This is a genomic window from Vagococcus bubulae (genome assembly GCF_003950315.1).
GTDB classification, from domain to species: Bacteria; Bacillota; Bacilli; order Lactobacillales; family Vagococcaceae; genus Vagococcus; species Vagococcus bubulae.
Genome location: NZ_NGJT01000008.1, coordinates 24,795 through 47,926, shown reverse-complemented (window position 1 = coordinate 47,926; position 23,132 = coordinate 24,795). Strand labels below are relative to the sequence as shown.

23 protein-coding genes and 1 tRNA gene are annotated in these 23,132 nt (G+C 33.7%); 23 read left to right on the top strand and 1 reads right to left on the bottom strand.

Features of this window, described 5'->3' with window-relative positions; translation table 11 throughout:
- The first annotated feature begins 53 nt into the window (after positions 1 to 53).
- From CBF36_RS05815 to CBF36_RS05705, 23 genes are all read left to right on the top strand, one after another.
- Positions 54 to 127, top strand: a tRNA-Arg gene (locus CBF36_RS05815).
- Positions 128 to 336: 209 nt separating this feature from the next.
- On the top strand, positions 337 to 1,215 hold the full coding sequence (gene licT / locus CBF36_RS05810) for a BglG family transcription antiterminator LicT (protein ID WP_207854469.1): 879 nt from the start codon (positions 337 to 339) through the stop codon (positions 1,213 to 1,215).
- 4 nt (positions 1,216 to 1,219) lie between these two features.
- Complete coding sequence (locus tag CBF36_RS05805; protein WP_125957422.1) at positions 1,220 to 3,100, top strand: beta-glucoside-specific PTS transporter subunit IIABC; 1,881 nt, start codon at positions 1,220 to 1,222, stop codon at positions 3,098 to 3,100.
- Positions 3,101 to 3,112: 12 nt separating this feature from the next.
- Positions 3,113 to 4,555, top strand: a complete 1,443-nt coding sequence (locus CBF36_RS05800) for a glycoside hydrolase family 1 protein (protein WP_125957420.1) — start codon at positions 3,113 to 3,115, stop codon at positions 4,553 to 4,555.
- 199 nt (positions 4,556 to 4,754) lie between these two features.
- Positions 4,755 to 5,225, top strand: coding sequence for a FeoA family protein (locus CBF36_RS05795; protein ID WP_125957418.1), 471 nt, complete (start codon positions 4,755 to 4,757; stop codon positions 5,223 to 5,225).
- Positions 5,226 to 5,227: 2 nt separating this feature from the next.
- Positions 5,228 to 7,372, top strand: a complete 2,145-nt coding sequence (feoB, locus tag CBF36_RS05790) for a ferrous iron transport protein B (protein ID WP_125957417.1) — start codon at positions 5,228 to 5,230, stop codon at positions 7,370 to 7,372.
- Between the two features lie 10 nt (positions 7,373 to 7,382).
- Positions 7,383 to 7,523, top strand: a complete 141-nt coding sequence (locus CBF36_RS05785; protein ID WP_125957415.1) for a FeoB-associated Cys-rich membrane protein — start codon at positions 7,383 to 7,385, stop codon at positions 7,521 to 7,523.
- A gap of 128 nt (positions 7,524 to 7,651) precedes the next feature.
- Positions 7,652 to 8,554 carry a LysR family transcriptional regulator gene (locus tag CBF36_RS05780; protein WP_125957414.1) on the top strand — a complete coding sequence of 301 codons (903 nt, stop codon included), beginning with the start codon at positions 7,652 to 7,654 and terminating at the stop codon, positions 8,552 to 8,554.
- A gap of 208 nt (positions 8,555 to 8,762) precedes the next feature.
- On the top strand, positions 8,763 to 9,941 hold the full coding sequence (locus CBF36_RS05775) for an acetyl-CoA C-acetyltransferase (protein WP_125957412.1): 1,179 nt from the start codon (positions 8,763 to 8,765) through the stop codon (positions 9,939 to 9,941).
- A 25-nt stretch (positions 9,942 to 9,966) separates the two neighbouring features.
- Positions 9,967 to 10,818 (top strand): 3-hydroxybutyryl-CoA dehydrogenase, encoded by an 852-nt coding sequence (locus CBF36_RS05770; protein WP_125957411.1) that lies wholly within the window; start codon positions 9,967 to 9,969, stop codon positions 10,816 to 10,818.
- Between the two features lie 15 nt (positions 10,819 to 10,833).
- A complete protein-coding gene (locus CBF36_RS05765; protein ID WP_125957409.1) occupies positions 10,834 to 11,616 on the top strand; it encodes an enoyl-CoA hydratase-related protein in 783 nt (260 codons plus the stop codon).
- A 9-nt stretch (positions 11,617 to 11,625) separates the two neighbouring features.
- The gene (locus CBF36_RS05760; RefSeq protein ID WP_125957407.1) at positions 11,626 to 12,357 is read left to right on the top strand and encodes a CoA transferase subunit A; all 732 of its coding nucleotides are present in this window, start codon (positions 11,626 to 11,628) and stop codon (positions 12,355 to 12,357) included.
- A complete protein-coding gene (locus CBF36_RS05755; protein ID WP_125957406.1) occupies positions 12,357 to 13,010 on the top strand; it encodes a 3-oxoacid CoA-transferase subunit B in 654 nt (217 codons plus the stop codon). Before CBF36_RS05760 ends, CBF36_RS05755 begins: the two co-directional genes overlap by 1 nt.
- 61 nt (positions 13,011 to 13,071) lie before the next feature.
- Positions 13,072 to 14,307 (top strand): hypothetical protein, encoded by a 1,236-nt coding sequence (locus tag CBF36_RS05750; RefSeq protein ID WP_125957404.1) that lies wholly within the window; start codon positions 13,072 to 13,074, stop codon positions 14,305 to 14,307.
- Positions 14,308 to 15,294 (top strand): DUF561 domain-containing protein, encoded by a 987-nt coding sequence (locus CBF36_RS05745; protein WP_270279656.1) that lies wholly within the window; start codon positions 14,308 to 14,310, stop codon positions 15,292 to 15,294.
- 542 nt (positions 15,295 to 15,836) lie between these two features.
- The gene (locus tag CBF36_RS05740; RefSeq protein ID WP_125957401.1) at positions 15,837 to 16,637 is read left to right on the top strand and encodes an SDR family oxidoreductase; all 801 of its coding nucleotides are present in this window, start codon (positions 15,837 to 15,839) and stop codon (positions 16,635 to 16,637) included.
- Positions 16,638 to 16,655: 18 nt separating this feature from the next.
- Positions 16,656 to 18,503 carry a BglG family transcription antiterminator gene (locus CBF36_RS05735; protein ID WP_125957399.1) on the top strand — a complete coding sequence of 616 codons (1,848 nt, stop codon included), beginning with the start codon at positions 16,656 to 16,658 and terminating at the stop codon, positions 18,501 to 18,503.
- Positions 18,504 to 18,986, top strand: a complete 483-nt coding sequence (locus CBF36_RS05730) for a transcriptional regulator GutM (RefSeq protein ID WP_125957398.1) — start codon at positions 18,504 to 18,506, stop codon at positions 18,984 to 18,986.
- 2 nt (positions 18,987 to 18,988) lie between these two features.
- Positions 18,989 to 19,543 carry a PTS glucitol/sorbitol transporter subunit IIC gene (srlA, locus tag CBF36_RS05725; protein WP_125957396.1) on the top strand — a complete coding sequence of 185 codons (555 nt, stop codon included), beginning with the start codon at positions 18,989 to 18,991 and terminating at the stop codon, positions 19,541 to 19,543.
- Positions 19,544 to 19,560: 17 nt separating this feature from the next.
- A complete protein-coding gene (gene srlE, locus CBF36_RS05720; RefSeq protein WP_125957394.1) occupies positions 19,561 to 20,559 on the top strand; it encodes a PTS glucitol/sorbitol transporter subunit IIB in 999 nt (332 codons plus the stop codon).
- Between the two features lie 30 nt (positions 20,560 to 20,589).
- Positions 20,590 to 20,949, top strand: a complete 360-nt coding sequence (locus tag CBF36_RS05715; RefSeq protein WP_125957393.1) for a PTS glucitol/sorbitol transporter subunit IIA — start codon at positions 20,590 to 20,592, stop codon at positions 20,947 to 20,949.
- Positions 20,950 to 20,965: 16 nt separating this feature from the next.
- On the top strand, positions 20,966 to 21,637 hold the full coding sequence (locus tag CBF36_RS05710; protein WP_125957391.1) for a fructose-6-phosphate aldolase: 672 nt from the start codon (positions 20,966 to 20,968) through the stop codon (positions 21,635 to 21,637).
- Positions 21,638 to 21,654: 17 nt separating this feature from the next.
- Complete coding sequence (locus CBF36_RS05705; protein ID WP_125957389.1) at positions 21,655 to 22,317, top strand: HAD family hydrolase; 663 nt, start codon at positions 21,655 to 21,657, stop codon at positions 22,315 to 22,317.
- A 41-nt stretch (positions 22,318 to 22,358) separates the two neighbouring features.
- Here the strand turns inward: CBF36_RS05705 and CBF36_RS05700 are convergent, their stop codons facing one another.
- On the bottom strand, positions 22,359 to 23,120 hold the full coding sequence (locus CBF36_RS05700; RefSeq protein ID WP_125957387.1) for a DeoR/GlpR family DNA-binding transcription regulator: 762 nt from the start codon (positions 23,118 to 23,120) through the stop codon (positions 22,359 to 22,361).
- Positions 23,121 to 23,132: the final 12 nt, after the last annotated feature.

Here is a 23,132-nt window from a genome sequence, read left to right as displayed (position 1 = left end):
TATTGTGACTAGACTTTTACTGATAAAAGTGAGAAAATCATAATATCTTTGATGTCCCTGTAGCTCAGCTGGATAGAGCACCGTCCTCCTAAGACGGGTGTCGTACGTTCAAATCGTATCAGGGACGTTTAATTTACTGAAGCTAATAAATTAATTATGCTTTAGTTGTTAGTTATGTTTGAATATTGTATGAAAAAATTAAAAATGTGTTGAAGCAAATAAAAACACATGGTATCATGAAATCAAATAAGGATTGTAACTGGTCAAGCAGGCAAAACCTCAGACGAAGGCGTACTCTCTAAATGGAGATGACGGCTTGTTTGAGGTTTTGCTTTTTTGCTTTTCAGAAAGGAAGTGATAGTCATTAAAATTATCAAGATACTAAATAATAATGCCTTCATTTCTCAAGATGATACAGGGAATGAAGTGGTTGTCATGGGTGTTGGCATAGCATTTGGTAAAAAGAATGGTCAAATAGTTGAGCCAAGTAATCGATACAAAATTTTTTCAAATATTAATTCCAAAATTATTGATCGCTTTAAAAATGTGTTTTCAGATATACCAGAAGATTATTTAGAAATAACTGAGCGACTTATTTTTGTTATGGAAAAAGAATATGGTAAAAAAATAGACGATATCATTTATGTTTCTTTAACAGAACATCTTCATGGTGCAGTCGAACGTATTAATAAAGGGATTGAGGTTGCTAATCCATTGCTGATGGATATCAAACGCTTATTTAAAGATGAATTTGAAGTGGGCATGCTAGGTGTTAAAGAAGTCAATCAACGGTTTGATGTGGCGTTTTCAGAAGATGAAGCTGCCTATATCGCACAACATTTAATCAACGGACAATTAGATAATTTAGTCGATATTAACGATATGTCAAAACTCATGCAAGAAATTATTAATATTATCAAGTTTACATTTCGGATGGAGTTTAATGAAGAATCAATTTATTACTATCGATTTGTGACACATTTAAAATTCTTTGCACAACGGGTTATTGATAAGCAAGTTTACACTAGTGAGAATGACGATATGTTTGATTTATTTAAAGAAAAGTATGTGGAAAGTTATGAGTGTGTGGTTAAAATCGATAATTATTTATCTAAAAACTATCACTATCATCTAAATTCGGATGAACAATTGTATTTATTGTTACATATAGAAAAAATTACAAAAAATGCCAAAATAACAAGCGAGGAAGGTTAAGAAAATGGATTATCAAAAAGTAGCATCGGATATTTTAAAAGAAGTCGGTGGAGAGAAAAATGTGATTAGCGTAGTACATTGTATGACACGTTTAAGATTTGTGTTAAAAGACGAGTCGATTGTAGATGATACCAAAGTAGAGCGTATAAAAGGCGTTCTTGGTATTATGAAAAAAGGCGGACAATATCAAATTATTATTGGAAATGAAGTGGGTGCTGTCTACAAAGAAGTGGTTAAATTAGGAAACTTTAAAACAGAAAACAGTGACGATACACCTAAAAAAGATAATGATGAAGGGATTTTTTCTAAAATACTAGATGTTATCTCTGGTTGTATGGCACCAGTTATTCCTGCACTGATTGGTGCGGCGATGATTAAAGTGCTTTTAACTGTGTTACCAATGATTGGTTGGTTAAGTGAGGGAAGTCAAACGTATCAATTACTTTCAGTGATTGGTGATGGGGCATTCTTCTTTATGCCAATTCTAATTGGTATTTCAGCGGCATCTAAATTTAAAACAAATCCTTATTACGCTGCGACAATAGCAGCAATTATGCTTCACCCAAATTTTATAACATTGATGAATACTGCCAAAGATGCTGGAGAAACTGTTAAATTTTTTAATATCATTCCAGTGACTTACGCAAACTATGCGTACTCTGTTATTCCAATTATTTTAAGCGTGTGGATTTTGTCTTACATCGAACCATTTGTGGATAAAATCACACCAGCTATTACAAAAAATTTCTTAAAACCTATGTTAGTCTTACTGATTGCAGCACCAATTGCTTTAGTGATAGTGGGACCAATTGGGGCTATTATAGGTAATGTTTTATCAGACGTGATATACTTTATTCATGATAAACTAGGGTTTGTTGCAATAGGTTTAGTTGCAGGGGTTTACCCATTTATTGTTATGGTAGGAATGCATCATGTGTTTACACCGATTAAATTAAGCATGATTGCCACAACAGGTTATGAAGCCTTTATGTGTATTGCAGAATTATGTTCAAACTTAGCTCAAGGTGGGGCTTCATTAGCTGTAGCCATTAAATCTAAAAATAAAGATTTAAAACAAGTTGCCGGTTCATCTGCCTTTTCAGCTTTATTAGCAGGGATTACTGAGCCAGCATTATACGGAGTAACGGTCCGATTAAAACGTCCAATGATGGGAGCTTGTATTGGAGCAGCAACAGGTGGGATTATTGGCGGACTATTTCAATTAAAAGCTTATGGTATTGCCACACCAGCTATCATTACGTTCCCTCAATATATTGAAAAAGGCAATCGTGCGTCAATCCTTTATGCTTTAATTACGATGGGTGTGACTATCGCTGTTTCATTTATCGCTACTTATTTACTAGGGTTTGAAGACATTAAAGATGAGTCTTATGAAGAAGAAGTAGAAGAAGCAACTATTGAACCATTAAACCAAATAAAAGAAGTATTTAGTCCGCTACAAGGTGAAGCGATTGAACTATCAAAAGTAAATGATAAAACATTTGCAGATAATCTATTAGGACAAGGCTTGGCAATTATTCCTGAAAAAGGAGAAGTAGTGGCACCATGTGATGGGACGATTGATGTCTTTTTTGAAACAGGACATGCGATTGGGATTAAATCAACAACAGGATTAGATATTTTAATTCATGTTGGACTTGAAACAGTCAATTTAAATGGAGAGCATTTTACACCACAAGTTCACGTCGGTGACAAAGTGAAAAAAGGTGATGTGTTACTTAAATTTGATTTAGAAAAAATCAAAGAAAAAGGCTATGATACCACTACACCTATCGTGATTACTAATTCAAATGATTTTAAAGAAGTTAACGTAGATAAAACTGGTTCAGTTAATGAATCAGATAAAATATTGACAATAATCTAATGAGGTGAAAACATGACAAAGTATCAAATTCCGAAAGATTTTTTATGGGGAAGTGCATCGGCGGCTTACCAAATCGAAGGAGCACACTTAGAAGATGGAAAAGGCGTGTCAAACTGGGATGAATTTGTTAAAATTCCAGGGAAAACTTTTGAGGGATCAACTGGTGAAACAGCAGTTGATCATTACCATCGTTATAAAGAAGATATTAAACTAATGGCCGACATGGGATTAAAAACCTATCGTTTCTCAATTGCTTGGACTCGAATTTTTCCAGCAGGACGAGGAGAAGTAAATGACAAAGGCCTAGCATTTTATCAAAATATCGTAGATGAGTGCTTAAAATACGGTATTGAGCCAATGATTACTTTGTATCATTGGGATATTCCACAAGCTTTAGTTGAAGAGTACGGCGGATGGGAAAGTCCTAAAGTAATCGATGATTTTGTTAACTACTCAACATTTTTATTTGAACAGTTTAAAGGTAAGGTTACTTATTGGATTACAATGAATGAACAAAATATTTTTACTTCTTTGGGATGGCTAACAGCGATGCATCCACCAGGAAAATTTGATGATCAAAAAACATTTTATCAAGTCAATCATCATGCTTTTCTAGCGCATGCCAAAACTGTTATTGCTTTTAAAGAGATTATTCCAGATGGAAAAATTGGTGCAAGCTTTGCTTATAGTCCAAGTTATGCATTAGACTGTAATCCTGATAATGCTATGTCAAAAGTTGATTTTGATAATTTGAAGAACTTTTGGTGGATGGATGTCTATGCTTATGGACGTTACCCTAAAAATGCTTTTAGATACCTTGAAAAACAAGGGGTTGCCCCAGTTGTGACTAAAGAAGATGAAAGCTTATTTAAACAAGCCGCTTCTTTAATTGATTTTATGGGAGTCAATTATTATCAAACAACAGTTTGTGAATACAATGATTTAAATGGTGTGACACCATATGCCAAAATGAATACAACAGGTGTCAAAGGAACAAATGAGCAAACAGGTATTCCAGGGGTATACAAAACAGCTAATAATCCTTATTTAACCACAACAGATTGGGATTGGACGATTGATCCTGAAGGGTTACGTTATGCATGTAAAGAAATTACAAGTCGTTATAATTTGCCAATCGTGATTTCTGAAAATGGATTAGGTGCTTTTGATACATTAGAAAGTGATGGTAGCATTCATGATCCATATCGTATTTCATTTTTAGAGGAACATGTAAAAGAAGTGATGATAGCGATTGATGAAGGCTGTGATATTATTGCGTATTGTACATGGTCATTTACTGATTTATTAAGTTGGTTAAATGGATATCAAAAACGTTATGGTTTTGTGTACGTTGATCGTGATGAAAAAGGTGGTAGCTTAAAACGTTATAAAAAAGACAGCTACTACTGGTACAAAAAAGTGATTGAAACAAACGGAGCGAGTTTGTTTGATTAGATAAAATTTATCCTATGAAATGCTTACTATTTAAGTAGCAATTTCATAGGATTTTTTAGTATAGTGTTATTTTTTAAAACCTAAATGATTTTTTTCACAATATAGATTGACGGTTTTTCCTGACAAGTGTATGATTAGTTTATTAAATGAGAATGGTTTTCATTATTGATTAATAGAAAAAATAAACATAGGTGAAAAAATGAAAAAATTGAAGGATTGTCAGATGAATAAAGTCTATCAATTTGTTGCGTTTAATGGTCAAGAATCTCATGGAAAACATTTAAAAAATTTGGGATTACTACCAGGAACAGAGATGGTGTTATTATCGAATAAAAAAAATCAACCATTTATTGTTCTATTTAAAGGGACAAAAATAGGAATAGATGATACTATTGCAGAATTTATCCAAGTTAGTGAAGATATAGAAAAAAATTCTGGCGAGCTTAAAACATTGGATGAAATTGGTATTGGTAAACATGCACAAGTGATTGATTTTACTGCAAAAGGAGCATTAAAACGGCGATTGATGGATATGGGACTAACAAAGGGTGTACTCGTTCAGGTGAAACAATATGCTCCTTTAGGTGATCCGATTGAAATTACGGTTAGAGGTTATGAACTTAGTTTGAGAAAACAAGAAGCATCGTTAATTTTGGTTAAAGAGGTGTAGCTATGACAAAAAAACAAATCGCATTAGTTGGAAATCCTAATAGTGGAAAAACAAGTTTATTTAACGAGTTAACAGGGTCTAATCAATCAGTAGGGAACTGGCCAGGTGTGACAGTAGAAAAAAAAGAAGGTAAATTAAAAAAGAACCCAAATATTGTTCTGCAAGATTTACCAGGAATTTATTCATTGTCACCTTATACACCAGAAGAAGTAGTCGCACGGGATTATCTATTACAAGATAATCCATCTGGTATTCTGAATATCATTGATGCAAGTAACTTAGAAAGAAACCTTTATTTAACGACGCAATTATTAGAGTTAGGGATTCCAATGATTCTATCATTAAATATGATGGATGTGGTTGAGAAAAAAGGAATTCGGTTAAATGAAGAAAAATTAGCTTATTCTTTAGGGATTCCTGTAGTAAAAATGAGTGTGACTAAAAAAGAAGGGCTATCTGACGCCCTTGTAGAAATAGATAAGCTATTTGTTCATGGAAGAATTCCCGATTTTCCTCTATATGACAATCGATTAGAAGTGGCTTTGTCTGAAATAAGTGAGTTATTACCAGACAATATACTAACTCATCAAAAAAGATGGTACAGTATCAAGTTATTTGAAAGAGATGAAACAGTTTGTTCACGAAACGTCATGTCTGATGAAGTGAAAAAAGAAATTGAAGACATTATCAGTATGACAGAAGAAATTATTGGAGACGATAGTGAAAGCATTATTATCAATGAACGATATAATTATATCAGTCAAGTTGTCAGTTTGTGTTGTTTGAAAGAGACGGATTACAAATTAAGTATGAGTGATCGAATTGATAAAATAGTAACGAATAGATGGCTAGCTTTACCAATCTTTGCGTTTGTGATGTGGTTAGTTTATTATTTATCCATCCAAACCATTGGAACGATTGGGACTGACTGGGTAAATGATGTATTATTTGGAGAAATTGTTCCAGATAATGTCACCAAGTTAATGGAGATGATGGCTATTGCTCCTTGGCTACAATCGCTTGTTCTTGATGGAATTATTGCCGGAGTAGGTGCGGTACTAGGATTTTTACCACAGTTAATGGTCCTGTTTTTATGTTTATCACTACTAGAAGATTGTGGATACATGTCACGTATTGCGTTTGTCATGGACCGATTTTTCAGACGTTTTGGTTTATCTGGCAAATCATTCATTCCAATGTTGATTTCAACCGGTTGTGGTGTTCCAGGAGTGATGGCTTGCCGAACAATAGAAAATGAAAAAGATCGACGTATGACGATTATGACAACAACGTTTATGCCATGTTCAGCTAAGTTACCTATTATTGGTCTTATTGCAGGTGCTTTTTTCCCACACAGCTCTTGGGTTGCACCATCAGCTTATTTTGTGGGGATAGGATCGATTGTTTTATCCGGTATTATATTAAAGAAAACGGCATTATTCAGTGGAGACACAGCTCCATTTATTATGGAATTACCTGACTATCATATGCCAAGATTTCAAAATAGTGTCAGACAAATGATCGAGCGCTCAAAATCTTTTGTGAAAAAAGCAGGGACGATTATTTTTGCTAGTTCCGTTATTATTTGGTTTTTATCTTCATTTAACTTTAGAGGACAAATGGTAGAAACAGATCAAAGTATTTTAGCATCTTTAGGTCAAGCTGTTGCCTTTATCTTTGTACCACTTGGATGGGGAAATTGGAAAACAACAGTGGCAACAGTGACAGGATTAGTTGCTAAAGAGAATGTGGTGGGAACGTTTGGTATTCTTTATAGCCATATGCAAGAAGTTTCTGAGACAGGACAAGAATACTGGCCATTATTAAGTGCTAGTTTAACACCAGTTGCAGGGTATTCATTTTTATTATTTAATCTATTATGTGCACCATGTTTTGCTGCGATTGGAGCAATACGTCGAGAAATGAATGATTGGAGATGGACAACGCTTGCGATAAGTTATCAATGCTTATTAGCTTATGTCGTTAGTTTAGTTGTTTATCAATTTGGCCATTTCCTATTTGAAGGTGGTACGTTTGGTATAGGACAAGTTGTAGCAAGTATGTTAGTTATTGGTATGATTATATTAATAACAAGAAAACCTAGAAAAGAAAAATTAGTCGGTGTAGAAGGTATCAGTATATTATAGGAGTGATAGTATGGGCACAATTATTTTAGCTGGAATTATTTTTTTAGGAGTAGCTAGGGTTGTATATAAGTACGGTGTAAAAAAAGAAAAAACATGCGATTGTTCTTCGGCGGACTGTCCGATAAAAAAAGAAACGATTTCAGATAAATAGAGTATCATCATAATCCCTCAAGTTAATTTTAACTATTAACGTGAGGGCTTTGTTATTTAAAAATCTAAAAGTATATAAAAAATTAGATTTTATAGTAAAATAAAGGCAAAGGGATTGGAGGGGGAAAAATGGATATTTTTCAATTGAGTTATTTTATCAAAGTAGTAGAATCGGGTGGAAACTTGACATTAGCTTCAAAAAAAGCAAATATCTCTCAATCATCGCTTAGTCAACTTATCTCTAATTTTGAAAAATCGGAAGATGTTGAATTATTTTACCGACAAAATGGGCGACTAAAAGGATTGACTCCATGTGGTGAAAAATACTATGAATATGCACTTCAAATGACTAAATTACATTTTGAAATGCATGATATGGTTAGAAGAGAGTCACTTAAAAAGAAGGGACGTATTAGAATTGGTATTCCTTCTATGATTCTACGAATTTACTTTACTAGTTTTTTTACAAAATTTATTGTTGAAAATGAAGAAGTCAAGATAGAGATTGTTGAAGCAGGTTCAAAGAAATTACATAATTTATTATTAAGAGGCGAACTTGATTTAGCAGTTTTAGTTGACCCAACGTATTTGAATAAAGAAAAATATGAAGAATTTACTTTAATTACAGATGAGATATGTGCGTTTGTTAGTGACAATCATCCGTTATCTACAAAGAAAGAATTGGATTGGTGTGAAATTGAGTCGTATCCTTTAGCTACGTTTACTAAAGACTTTTCATCTCATAAGTTGATTATTGATAAATTGAAAGAAGAAGGCGTCACAAAAGAAATGAAGTTTACCTCATCTTCGTGGAACTTTTTGACAGCGGTTGCAAAAGAATCTACAGCAGTAGTGCTATTGCCCTCGCCATTGCAATATCAATTGACAGAAGGATTAGTTATGAAAAAATTTAGTAATAGCATTCCATTTAAAATATTATTAACTAGACCAGTAAAAGAAGATTATTCTAGTTTAGAAAGATATGTTAAAGGTGCCATTCTTCATTGTTTTTCACAAAGAAAAAATAACTAAAATAGTACGATAAATGATATTTTAAATATTATTTATCGTATTTTTTTGTTAAAAAAACTCTGTTAAATGACGAACTATTAATTTTATTAAATGAATCAATCATTTTTATTAAATTGTAAACGCTTACCTTAAGCGGTACATTAAGAATGTGATTTGCGCAAATACATGAGAAGTTTAAATGTCAAGAATGGGAAGGTGTTCGTTCATTATGAAAGAAGTTGTTATTGTATCAGCATTAAGAACAGCTATAGGATCATTTGGGGGAATGTATAAAAATGTCTCAGCTGTTGAACTGGGTTCTCAAGTAATCAAAGGGGCGTTGGAGCAACTTAAGTTAGACCCATGTGAAGTAGATGAAGTCATTTTAGGTAATGTATTAAGTGCAGGAAAAGGTCAAAATGTGGCAAGACAAGTCTCAATGGCAGCTGGAATACCAAAAGAAGTCCCAGCTTTAACAATTAATCAAGTCTGTGGATCAGGATTACGTTCAGTCATGCTAGCAGCGCAATCGATTATGGTTGGCGATAATGACATTGTCATTGCTGGAGGAACGGAAAGTATGAGCCAAGCAGCTTATGTTCTGGATGATTTACGTTGGGGAAAAAGAATGGGAGATGCGTCAGTTATTGACACATTAGTGAAAGATGGATTAACAGATGCGTTTAACGATATTCATATGGGGATTACAGCTGAAAATATTTCAGAACAATATGACATTTCAAGACAACAACAAGATAAATTAGCCGTTGAAAGTCAAAATAAAGCGGAAAAAGCGATAAAAGAGGGAAGATTTAAAGATGAAATCCTGCCAATACGTGTTCCACAGAAACGATCAGATGACTTAATTGTTGATACAGATGAATACCCTAGACAACAAGTGACTGAAGAAAGTATGAACAAATTACGTTCGGCATTTAAAAAAGATGGTAGTGTAACTGCAGGAAATGCATCAGGGATAAATGATGGGGCTGCTATTTTGATTGTGATGAGTAAAGAAAAAGCAGATGAGCTTAAGTTGACTCCATTAGTAAGTATTAAATCCTATGCAACAGCTGGAGTTGACCCTACCATTATGGGAACTGGTCCTATTCCAGCAACGAAAAAGGCTTTAGAAAAAGTCAATATGACAATAAAAGATATTGATTTAGTTGAAGCAAATGAAGCATTTGCCTCACAAGCAATTTGTGTGGTGAATGAATTAAGTATAGATCCATCAATTGTGAATGTTAATGGTGGTGCTATTGCATTAGGACACCCAATTGGAGCGAGTGGCGCGCGTGTATTAGTAACCTTAATTCATGAAATGCTAAAAAGAGATGTTCACACTGGGTTAGCTACTTTGTGTATTGGTGGAGGACAAGGTGTATCGCTAATTGTTGAAAGATAAATAAAACTAAAGGAGTCGTGTTTTGATGAATATTGAAAAAGTTATGGTTGTAGGATCTGGACAAATGGGATCAGGAATTGCACAAGTATTTGCTAAAGCAGGTATGACTGTCTATCTAAATGATATCAGTGAAGAAATTGTGACAGCTAACAGAGATAAAATAGAGAAACAATTAGCTTCTTTAGTTAAGAAAGAACGTATGACAGAAGATGATAAACAAGCAATGATGTCACGTATCCAAGTTTCAACTAGTTATGAAACAGCGAAAGATGTTGATTTAGTTGTTGAAGCCGCAACAGAAAGAAAAGATATTAAACTATCAATTTTTAAACAACTTGATGAGATTGCAAATAAGCATACTATACTAGCAACTAATACATCCTCACTATCGATTACAGAAATAGCATTAGCAACTAAAAGACCTGAAAAAGTTATCGGAATGCATTTTTTCAATCCAGCACCAATTATGAAACTAGTTGAGGTCATTTCAGGGTTAACGACTTCAGTTGAAACAAAAGAAACTATCTTAGAGTTAACTAAAGCAATTGGAAAAACTGGTGTAGAAGTGAAAGATTCTTATGGTTTTGTCGTGAATCGCATTTTAATCCCTATGATTAACGAAGCAGCTTTTGTGTTAGCTGAAGGGGTTGCTAGTGCAGAAGAAATTGATGAAGCAATGAAACTTGGAGCTAATCATCCAATAGGTCCTCTTGCGTTAGCCGATTTAATCGGATTAGACGTTGTGTTAGCTATTATGAATGTTTTATACGAGGGCTTTAAAGATCCTAAGTACCGAGTATCTCCAATTATCCAAAAATATGTTGAAGCAGGTTGGTTAGGACGTAAAACAGGTCAGGGATTTTTTAACTATAACTAAAAGGAGTTCATTTAAATGACAAGACTATCATGTGTGGATTATAAAAAAGAAGATGAAATTGGGATTTTAACAATCAATCGCCCAGAAGCATTGAATGCATTAAATACTGAAGTGTTAGAAGCGTTAGAAATCATTTTAGAAAAAATTGAAGAAGAAGACATCAAATTACTTGTTATCACAGGTAATGGTGAAAAAGCCTTTGTGGCAGGAGCAGACATTACAGAAATGTCAGACATGAACACAATGCAAGCAAAAGTTTTCTCAGAAAAAGGAAATCGCGTATTTAGTAAAATTGAAACCTTTAAAATTCCAGTTATTGCTGCAGTAAATGGCTTTGCATTAGGTGGTGGGTGTGAATTAGCTCTATCAGCTGATATTCGTATTGCTTCATATAATGCAAAATTTGGTCAACCAGAAGTCGGATTAGGTATTATCCCAGGATTTGGTGGCACACAGCGTTTATCTCGAACAGTAGGTATGCCGAAAGCTAAAGAATTAATTTTCTCAGGTAAAATCATCTCAGCAGAAGAAGCAGAACGTATTGGTTTAGTAAATGAAATTGTTGAAGCAGAAGAATTAATGACAACCACATTGGAATTAGCGAAGAAAATTGCCAAACAAGCACCTTTAGCTGTCGAAATGAGTAAAAAAGTGATGAATGAAGGAATCAACATGACTATCTCTCAAGGATTAGATTATGAAGCCGCTTCATTTGGCGCACTATTTTCAACAGAAGACCAAAAAGAAGGTATGTATGCCTTTATAGAAAAAAGAAAACCAAAATTTGAAACAAGATAGGAGATTACCATGAATAAAATTAAAACAGTATCTGAAGCAATTGAATTAATCAAACCAGATTCAAGCATTATGATTTCAGGTTTTTTAGGAGTAGGTTCTCCTATTCGTTTAATCGAAAAGTTGGCAGAGAATAAAGACATCAACGATTTAACATTGATTATGTCAGTGGCGTCTTATCCAGGGAAAGTACATGACGTAGAAGAGTTATTTTTAAATAAACAAGTTAAGAAATATATTGGGGCACATGTGGGAACATCAAAAGAATTAAGTCGTCAATACTTAAATAATGAAGTTGAAATTGAGTTTTGTCCTATGGGAACACTAGCTGAGAGAATTCATGCAGGTGGTGCCGGTTTAGGAGCGGTTGTTACGCCAGTTGGTGTAGGAACACAACAACAAGAAGATCATGAATTAATGGAAATTGATGGAAAAGAATATTTAGTCTACAAACCTTTGAAAGCGGATTACGCATTGATTAGAGGATTTAAAGCAGACAAAGAAGGTAATATTTTAGCACGCGGCACAAGTAAATCAGCTATTTTACAAATGGCTTTAGCCGCAAATACAGTCATTGCTGAAGTAAATGAAATCGTTGAAGTAGGAGATATTGAACCTGATTATGTAGAAGTACCTGGTCCTTTGGTGGACTACATTGTTCAAGGCGATACATTTGAAGAAGCACACGCATACTTTAATGAATTATGGTCAAGTACGAATCAATTAAAAGTGGAGGTAGACTAATGAATCCTAAAGAAATTATTTCAAGAAGAATAGCACAAGAATTTACAGATAACTCAGTTGTTAACTTAGGTTTTGGTATTCCTAATGCTGCAGCTAATTATATCCCAGAAGGAATCAATGTTTTCTTACAAGCGGAAAATGGAGCTTTGAGTTTTGGTGCAACACCGACAGCCGAAACGTCTGATCCTGATTTAGGTAACTCAGGAGGTGCCCCTATTACGTTATTACCTGGGGCTTCAACATTTGATATGATGACATCCTTTTCAATTATTCGTGGTGGTCATGTAGATATGACCGTTTTAGGAGCATTAGAAGTTGCAGAAAATGGAGACATTGCTAACTGGTTAATTCCTGGTGTATTAAGTCCAGGTATGGGTGGAGCAATGGATTTATTAGTCGGAGCTAAAAAAGTAGTGGCTTCTCTACAACATACTGATAAAAAAGGAAATTCAAAAATACTGAAAAGCTGTACATTACCTTTATCAGCAGCAGGCGTTGTGAACTTAATTATTACGAACTTAGCTGTATTTGAAGTAGTGGAAGGTGGACTTTTATTAACTGAAGTAGCACCTGGAGTGTCTGTAGAAGAAGTATTAGAAAAAACAGAAGCAACCGTCATTGTATCTGATGATGTGAAAGAGATGACTTTATAACGAATCGAGTTATTGAGGGGTTAGTCAAAGTTAATCCCTCAATAATAAAAGGGAGGAAGCCATGGAAAAGTATGTAATGGAAAAGAGATCGAAAAATCCGATAATTAGTGGGATATTATCTGTGATTGTGATTGTTTTAGTAGCATCTATTGGTTGGATTATTTGGTCTAACTTATGGAAAATGATTCTTTTAGCTATTGGGGGAAGTCAAGTAGCTAACTTGAGTGGTGAGGTAAAAAATCATTTTCTAAAAGAATCGGTAGAAGGCACTTATTTTTGGATTATTATATCAACTTGGGTTTGGTTTACGTTAAATATGGGAAATTATGGAAAATATGCTAAAACAACAAAACAACCACAAGCAGGTATGAGATACACTGGTTTAGCTTTTTTATCTGGCATTATTGGGTTTAGTTTATTTGTCACATTTTTAGGGTTATGGTGGGAACCATTTAGTTGGCAATTATTATTTAGACCTGGAAATGATATTGAAGGATTATTAGCAATTAAAGGTTGGGCAGCGATTAACTTTTTTGCATTATCAGTTATATTAGCACAAATTCCATTAGCTAGTTTATTTGGACGCTACCCTTTTAGTAAATACACGAAAGAGCCATGGGCTGTTGCTTTTGGAACATTGTTTTTAGGATTATTTCTTGCGTTATTAAATTGGATTGCTTTTATTGTTCCTAGTTTTTTAACTTTGCAATTAGACGGAGTAGATATAACCACTGCGCCATTTGGAAGTTGGCCAACTGCTTTAGCATGGTGTCAATTATTTATTTTCTTTTTCTTATTACCAGCTGAAGGTGGGGAAGGTTACCCACAGAAGTTAGTAACAACGAAACAACCGATTTCTGGATTGATTGGACTTGTGATTGCAGTGATTGGGGCAAGTATCTTTTTACCATTATTACGAAATTTATTAACACCATTAGCTAATTCAGTTGAATTAGCACCGGATTTAGCCGTAGCTAGTTTTGTTTTAACTATTATTAATGTATTATTAACGTGGCACCATCATTTTGATGATTACCCAAATCAGTCTGTGATGCCTTCAGTATTCAAAAGGATAATGAGTCAGTTAATCATTGTACTCGTTATTGGAAGCTTATTAGGGATACTTTGGATTAAATATGTTCATGTTTGGCCATTTGGTGGCAATGATTTAGGTATTGGTCATCCTATGTTGGGGATTATGGGTGGACAATTTGTTTATATGATGCCGATGTTGTTTATGAATACGTTCTTTGATAAATGGCCAGTAGCTAGAAGTATCAAACAATATGAAAATTAAATGATTAATGACCAAGAGAGTAATCTCTTGGTCTTAAATAATACAAAGGAGAGAACAATCATGACAAAAATAACAGAATTATTAGGAATTCAATACCCCATCTTTCAAGGAGCAATGGCTCAAATATCAACTTCACAGCTAGTAGCTGCCGTGTCAAATGCTGGTGGGTTAGGCATCATTGCATCTGGAGGTATGAGTGGAGAACAATTAAAACAAGAAATAGACAAAACGAGAACACTAACAGATAAACCATTTGCCGTAAACGTGATGTTGATGATGGAGAACTGTGATGAAATTATTGATGTTATTATAGCTAATAATGTGAAAATAATCACAACAGGTGCAGGGACACCTAAACGATATATGTCACGATTAAAAGAAGCAAATATCATCGTCATCCCAGTTGTTCCTAGTGCAAAATTAGCTAAAAAGATGGAAGATTTGGGAGTAGATGCGGTTGTTGCTGAAGGAATGGAAGCTGGTGGACACATAGGAGAAGTTGCAACGATGCCTTTGGTGACAGCTGTGACAAATGCTGTGACAATTCCTGTTTTAGCAGCAGGGGGAATTGCAAGTGGAAAAAGCATGGCAGCTGCATTTGCTCTAGGAGCTTCTGGTGTTCAGATGGGAACAGTATACCTAGGTTCAGAGGAGTGTCCAATTGCTCAAGAATATAAAAATAAAGTCATAGAATCAGTAGAAACATCAACGGTTGTTACAGGTAGAAAAAATGGTGCACCTGTTAGAACGATTCGAAACGAGATGACAGCCCATTATATCGAACTTGAAAATAAAGATGTGGCTAGAGAAGAGCTTGAAAAATTAACAATGGGATCTCTAACAAAAGCTGTTGTTGATGGTGATGTTGAAAATGGTTCTTTAATGGCAGGACAAATCGTTTGCCAAGTTAATAAACTTAAAAGTGTAAAAGAGATACATGAGGAAATACTGAATGACTATAGAAAAGTTGTTTTACCAGAGTTGTAGATAAAGAATGAAAATAAGAATTCCGAAATGAAACAATCATTTTAGAATTCTTATTTATTTTTTTTTCGCGATAGTGTAGAATGAATTTGTTCAGTATTTTTTTATAATATTTATTGATGTTATTTTTTACTAAATATTGTCAATCAAATAGACATGGATAAACTAACATTATTTAGCCGAATAATATTATATATAGTTATCATTTGACTATAACCTAAAAATACTTACCTATTTTTAGGTTATTATTTTTCACAAAGTTTAAGTCGGTATGAATAGAAATTTAAAAGATTAGATGTTAGAAAAAAAGTCAGTGTAAGTTTTGTTTCATAGGGAGTTTAGTATAATAAGTTAGCCAAAAGCGCCTCTTGTTAGTAAAAAAGAGAGGCGTTTTTGTTGTCTTTACCTATTTTTAAAAACCTGTCTTTTTTATTTTTTTGTATAAATTAATATCGACTATTTTATTTTTGTGAAAAAAATGTTGTATTAATTTATTTAAAAAATCGTTCTATACTTTATTTATCAAAGAAGTAGGAGTGGTAAAGATGAGTCAATGGTTAAACACAATGGGAAAAGTAGCAATTGTTACAGGGGGGTCTTCAGGTATTGGTGCAGCAATTGTGAAAGCGTTATTAGCTGAAGATGTGAAAGTCGCTAATTTTGATTTATCTGAAGGTAAAGAAAAACATGAAAACTTGTTATTTTTACCAGTAGATGTGTCAAATAGAGAACAAGTTGAGTCTGCGGTAAACAAAGTAGTTGAAACGTTTGGAACAGTTGATTGCTTAGTTAATAATGCCGGCATTAATATTCCAAGATTATTGGTTGATGCTAAAGAATCACACAGTGAATATGAGTTATCAGATGCCATCTTTGACAAAATGGTCGCAGTTAACCAAAAAGGTGTTTACTTAATGAGTCAAGCTGTAGGACGTATTTTAGTTGCGAAAAAATCAGGTGTCATTATCAATATGTCTTCAGAATCTGGATTAGAAGGATCAGAAGGACAAAGTTGTTATGCCGCAACAAAAGCAGCCGTGAATAGTTTTACTCGTTCTTGGTCAAAAGAACTTGGAAAACAAGGTGTACGTGTTGTCGGTATTGCACCAGGCATTATGGAAGAAACAGGATTAAGAACATTATCTTATGAAACAGCATTAGCTTATACACGAAACATTACTGTAGATGAGTTAAGAGCTGGATATAGTAAAACAAGCACCATTCCATTAGGTCGAAGTGGAAAATTATCAGAAGTAGCTGATCTAGTATGTTATTTCATGTCTGACAGAGCAAGTTATGTCACAGGAGTAACAACTAATGTTGCTGGAGGTAAAACAAGAGGATAAAAGAAGTGAGGGGTTCACTTGGCTCAGATTGATACATGGTATGACATATTAAATGTATTGGTTTCTTACGAGAAAATAAAAGAAACAGAACTAAGAGATATTGTAAGGGTTAGCTTGCCAACATTAAAAAAAGAATTAACGTTGTTAAAAGGGCAGCTAGAATCAGTTTTAAAAATTAATAAAATCAATGATTACTATTTATTGGAAATAATTGACTACACAGCATTTGAAAGTATTATGAATGGCGAACTAAAACAAGAAACGGATTTTAATTCCGTTAAAAAACGGGTTGCTTATATTTTAAAACGTTTAATTGATACAAATGATTATTTATTGATTGATGACTTGGCACAAGAATTAGAAACAAGTCGAGGAACTGTCACAAGAGACTTGAAGGAAATAAAAAAAGTGATTGAAAAATTTGGTGTGTCTATCTCAGGAACACCTAACAAAGGATTGAAGATAGAAGGAAATGAATTTGATATTCGGTTGTTGTATCTACATCACGTTTATGATTACTACCCAAGCAATTACTTTATTCCTAATATTTCTTCTTACATGACAACGTACTCACTTGAAAATAATATACCAACCAACAGTGTGAATACTTGGAAAAAAGTGTTGGAAATCACACTGATGAGGATTCATCAGCAACATCAGTTAAATAAACCTATTCCACATTATACAAACTATCAGTGGCATGACGAATCATTTGATCAATTAATTTATCAAATAGAATCGTTGTATGAAATGACATTAAGTCAGTATGATATTGATTTTATTAGTTTTCCTTTAAATATCAGCAACACAGGTGCTGTGGAAAAAGTTTATATGAACGAGCCGTTTATCAGAGAAATTTTTGACCAGATGATGCAACATGTTTCTAACTTGATGAGTGTTGAATTTGATGAAGAAGAGTTATATACAGAGATGCGATTTCATTTGTTGTATTTATTAAATCGTTTGATTTTCCGTATTGATAATTATGATTATTTTTATGGAGAGTTAGAGAAAAAATACCCATTTGCGTATGAAGTAGCAAAAGTTGCTATGGAAAAGATTGAAGAAATAATAGGTAGACAATCTTCTGAAGCTGAGATTAGTTATTTAGCCGTTTATTTTGAACTGATGATGAAAAAAAATCGCCCTCAAGATAAAAAAATTGCGATTGTTTGCAATACAGGTAAAGGAACAGCTAATTTAATGAAGCAACAAATTAATCAAGTCTTAGGCAGTCACATCAAGTTAGAAACCTATACAGAAATAGAGTATCAAGAAATAGATTTATCAAATTATTTTGCTGTTTTTACAACAATTCCTTTAAAGAACATAGATGATAAGATTCCATTAATTCGGATTACAAATTTATTTAATGATGAATGGCTACATTCGGAATGGCGACGCGTGAATAAAATGAATCAGCTACAATTTGAGCATGTCGATTTTTCTTTCACTCACATGAAAAAAGCTTCAACATATCACAAACAACTATCACAAATGATTGAAGTGTTACGGGATAAAAAGCAAGTTGATGCACAATTTGAGGAACGGATTATTGAAAGGGAAAATAAGCAAACCACTGTTTTTGGTAATGGGATTGCATTTCCTCATGCTTTGAATAAAGGAAATAATCGAATCGTGTTTCATTTAGGTGTTTTAGGGAATAAGTGCAGCAGTGATGAGGAGATACGATTTATTTTTATGGTTGGAATACCACAAGAAATGACCAAAAAAGTCGAAGCCGAATTATTGCAATTATACGATAATATGTTAAGAATCACATCAGATAAAGAAAAGTCGAAAGAATTATATGAATTAAATAGTTCAGAAGAGTTTTATGACTGGTTATGGAAAGAGGTAGTGTAAATGAATTTCATGATAGTATTAGGAGCGTTTGGTATAGGAGCTTATTTGCTTCAAATAGTTTTTGGTATGAAACAAATTAAACATTTTAATCAAACCTATCAGCAGCTACGAAGAAAAGGGAAAGTAGCTATCGGTCGTCGAGCTGGTAAACTTAAGGCTGGAACCATCGTTATGTTTGCCGTATCAAAAGAAGGCGAAATCATTGAATCAGTCAAAATGCAAGGAGTTACGGTAATGGCAAAATTTAAACAAATGCCACAATTCAATGGACAATTTATCACGTCTCTTGTGTCAGATAATGATCTGGTTCAACAAGAAAATAAATTGATGAGACAAGCGATTGTCAATGCAAGAGAGATATATATTCGCGTTGAAGAAGGCAATTATGTGGAAGAAAAGCCAGTATCACCATTTGTGTTAGCTAAGATACAAGCGAATTTATTTAAAGAAAAAATTCAAACAAAATTAAAAAGAGGTGTTTAATAATGGAATATGTTACACAGTTTGCTGAAGGATTTATGGGATTGTTCCAAACAGGAGCTCAAACCTTTATTAGTTGGATGTCAGGGATTGTACCCGTTGTTTTAATGTTGATGGTATTAATGAATACATTAATTGCTTTTCTAGGAGAGGAACGTGTGGTTAAGGTAGCGAAAGTATCCGCTAAAAATCCATTTACTCGTTATTTATTGTTACCATTCATTTCAGCGTTTATGTTAGGAAACCCAATGTCATTTACAATGGCTCGTTTTTTACCTGAATACTACAAACCAAGTTATTATGCAGCACAAGCACAATTTTGCCACACTAGTAATGGTGTCTTTCCTCATATTAACCCAGGTGAGTTATTTGTTTGGTTAGGGATTGCATCAGGAATTGAACAATTAGGACTAAACACAATGGAATTAGCTATCCGTTATATGTTAGTAGGGATTGTGATGAACTTTATTGGTGGTTGGGTAACTGACTACACAACAGCTTTTGTTTGTAAACAACAAGGCATTACATTAAGCAAAACAGTTGATACATTAGCAAACTAGGAAAAGAGGGATTAACGATGTCATATAAAAGTATAAAAGTAACAAAAGGTAGTGGGGGATTTGGTGGCCCGCTTATTATTACACCAACTGAAGAAAAACATAAATTTATTTATATCACTGGTGGGGGAGAAAAACCTGCTATCGTCGATAAAATTGTTGAATTAACAGGCATGGAAGCAGTAAATGGATTTAAAACATCTATTCCTGATTCTGAAATCGCTTTAGCTATTATTGATTGCGGTGGGACATTACGATGTGGCATTTACCCTAAAAAAGAAATTCCAACAATTAACATTGTTCCAACTGGAAAAAGTGGTCCATTAGCACAATATATTACAGAATCCATCTATGTATCGGCAGTTGGATTAAATCAAATTGAGTTAGTAGACGCTAAAGAAAGTACAACGGCTACTACTAAAACAGAAGAGCCGAAAAAAGAATATAAATACAGCACAGACAAAAAAATCACTGAACAACGTGCTGAACAACAAAGTTTTATTGCTAAAATTGGTATGGGAGCGGGTAAAGTCGTAGCAACCTTTAACCAATCAGCTCGTGAAGGTGTTCAAACAATGATTAATACGGTGATTCCGTTTATGGCCTTTGTGTCATTATTAATCGGAATTATCCAAGGATCAGGTGTGGGTGATTGGTTTGCTAAAATCATGTCACCACTTGCAGGGAATGCAATTGGTTTAATGGTCATTGGATTTATTTGTTCATTACCATTCTTATCACCATTGCTTGGACCTGGTGCTGTTATCAGTCAAGTTATCGGAACATTAATTGGTGTTGAAATTGGACGTGGAAATATACCACCACAATTAGCATTACCAGCATTATTTGCTATTAATACACAAAATGCGTGTGATTTTATCCCAGTAGGGTTAGGATTAGAAGAAGCAGAAGCTGAAACAGTAGAAGTTGGTGTGCCATCAGTATTGTACTCACGATTTTTAAATGGTGTTCCCCGTGTTGTAGTAGCATGGTTAGCAAGTTTTGGATTATATCAATAAAATTTTTAAACGATTAGGGAGATTTTTTAAATGGAAAAAGTATTTGAAACAAACGTAATTAACATTGGTAGCGAAGCAGAAATGTTTAAATCAGAAAACATGATTATCTTATTTGGTGAAAATGCCCCAAGTACATTATCAGATTATTGCTTTAACATTGAAGTAAAGAATATCGAAAAAGATATTGAAAAAGGTATGACAGTGAGTTTTGATGACAATACTTATGCCATTACAGCTGTAGGAGATGTTGTGAAAAAAAATCTCTCAGATTTAGGTCATATCACCATCAAATTTGATGGATCAACAGAAGCGGAATTACCTGGAACACTTTATGTTGAAGAAAAAGCATTACCAACGATTAGTATTGGCACAATTATTTCAATTCAATAAAAAAGGTGGTTATTAAATGGAATTTTTATTAGATACAATTAATCTTGAAACCATTCGTTTGTATAATGATTGTTTAGAAATTGATGGGGTAACATCCAATCCATCTATTGTTAAAAAGGAAGGTCGAGTAGACTTCTATCAACATATGAAAGCCATTCGACAAGTAATAGGTTTTGATAAAACGTTACATGTTCAAGTGATAGGAAAAACATATGAAGAGATGATGACAGATGCTAAGGCATTGATTAGGGAGATTGATTCAGATATTTATATAAAAGTTCCAACAACCTTGGATGGATTAAAAGTGATGAAAGAGTTGAAAAAAATGGAAATAGGTGTGACTGCTACAGCTATTTATTCAACCTTTCAAGGAATCATGGCGATTAATGTGGGGGCGGATTATATCGCTCCTTACTATAATCGAATGGAAAATTTAGGTGTTCAATCTAGTGAAGTCTTGTTAGAATTAAGTGAGGTTATTAAAACAAGTCAATCATCAACAAAAATTTTAGCTGCTAGTTTTAAAAATGTTTTACAGGTGAATTCGGCTATTTATTCAGGCGCTCATGCTGTCACAATTGGAACAGATATATTAGACAGTGGAATGAATTTGTCATCTGTGGATCAAGCCGTGGCAGACTTTAGAGAAGATTGGTTTAGTTTATATAACAAGTATTCTATTGAGTAACTACTAGGAGGAAGACAATGACGGATAATCGATTAGTTATTTTTGATATGGATGGTGTATTGATTGATTCAGAGAAGTTTTACATGAAAAGTGAACAACGTGTGGTCGAATTTTTCGGTAAAAAAGCTAGTATCAGTGATTTTAGAAAATATTGTGGGATGACTCAAACAAACATTTGGAGTGGGATAAAATCCGATTTTGATTTACCCAAAAGTGTTGATGAATTAAAAGTCCAAGGTAAAGAGTCTTTAGAATATCTGTTTGAAACAGAACCAGTAGAGTTGATATCTGGTGTTTTAGAGACATTAAAAGGATTAAAAGAGGGGAATGTCCCTATGGCAGTTGCTTCATCAACTGGTAAAAAACTGATTTTAGAACATTTGACTCAACTAGGGATAAAAGATTATTTTTCTTTAATAAAATCAGCCGAAGAAGTGGGTGAATCAAAACCAAATCCTAAAATATTTTTGGAAACAGCAAAAGAATTTGGTGTAACACCTGATAAATGTTTAGTTGTAGAGGATTCAACCAATGGAATTTTGGCAGCTAAACATGCTGATATGTATTGTCTGGCTTTTTCAAATCCTGAATATGATCCAATTGATCAATCAAAAGCGGATAAAATAACCGATGATTTGAGAGTGTTGACACCTAAATTTGTTGAATCAGTAATATCATAAAAAGCGTGTGATTAGTTAGAATAGACTAATCACACGCTTTTTTATTGCACTTGGATAACAGTTACCCCCATCGATTCAATTTGTTTGATAATATCAGTTGGACAATATTTATCCGTAATAAGGTAATCAAAGATAGAAATATCAGAGATTTTAAATTTAGATGTTTTCCCAACTTTACGATGGTCTGCAACTAAAATACGACATTCAAACGTTTGGTTAATCATCAATTCATTAATTTTTGCTTCGTGAAAAATTTTTGTTGTGACGCCATTTTCAATACTAACACCACTACAACCGATGACACAGACATCTGCGTTCATGGATGTAATCGTATTTGTCGCGATGTCACCGACTAGTACTTCTTTTGGAAATCGTAGTTCACCACCCGTTAAAATGTAATTATACTCATTGTCATGAGAACTATAGGCTACTTTTAAATTATTGGTAACAATCGTCAAGTGTTTAGCTGTAAAATAGTCTAATGCTCCCAATGCTGTCGAACTTGAATTAATAAACACCGTATTATAATCTCGAATATAATCTTTTACTGCTCGCCCAATTTGTTTTTTGATTGTTTCAGGTCCTGTTTCATCATAATTATGATTGACTTCATTATAAATACAATACCCATATTTTCTAATCACATCATTTTTTTCTTCCAAAATGTTTAAATCTCTTCTTATTGTACTAAGTGAAACGCCTATATCACTTGCTAGTTGCTCTGTGCTCATTTCTTTTTTTTCTTTTAGTATAGAAAGAATTTTTTCGTGCCTCGTTGCAATTGTATCAATAGAACTTTTCATAGCCAACCTCCT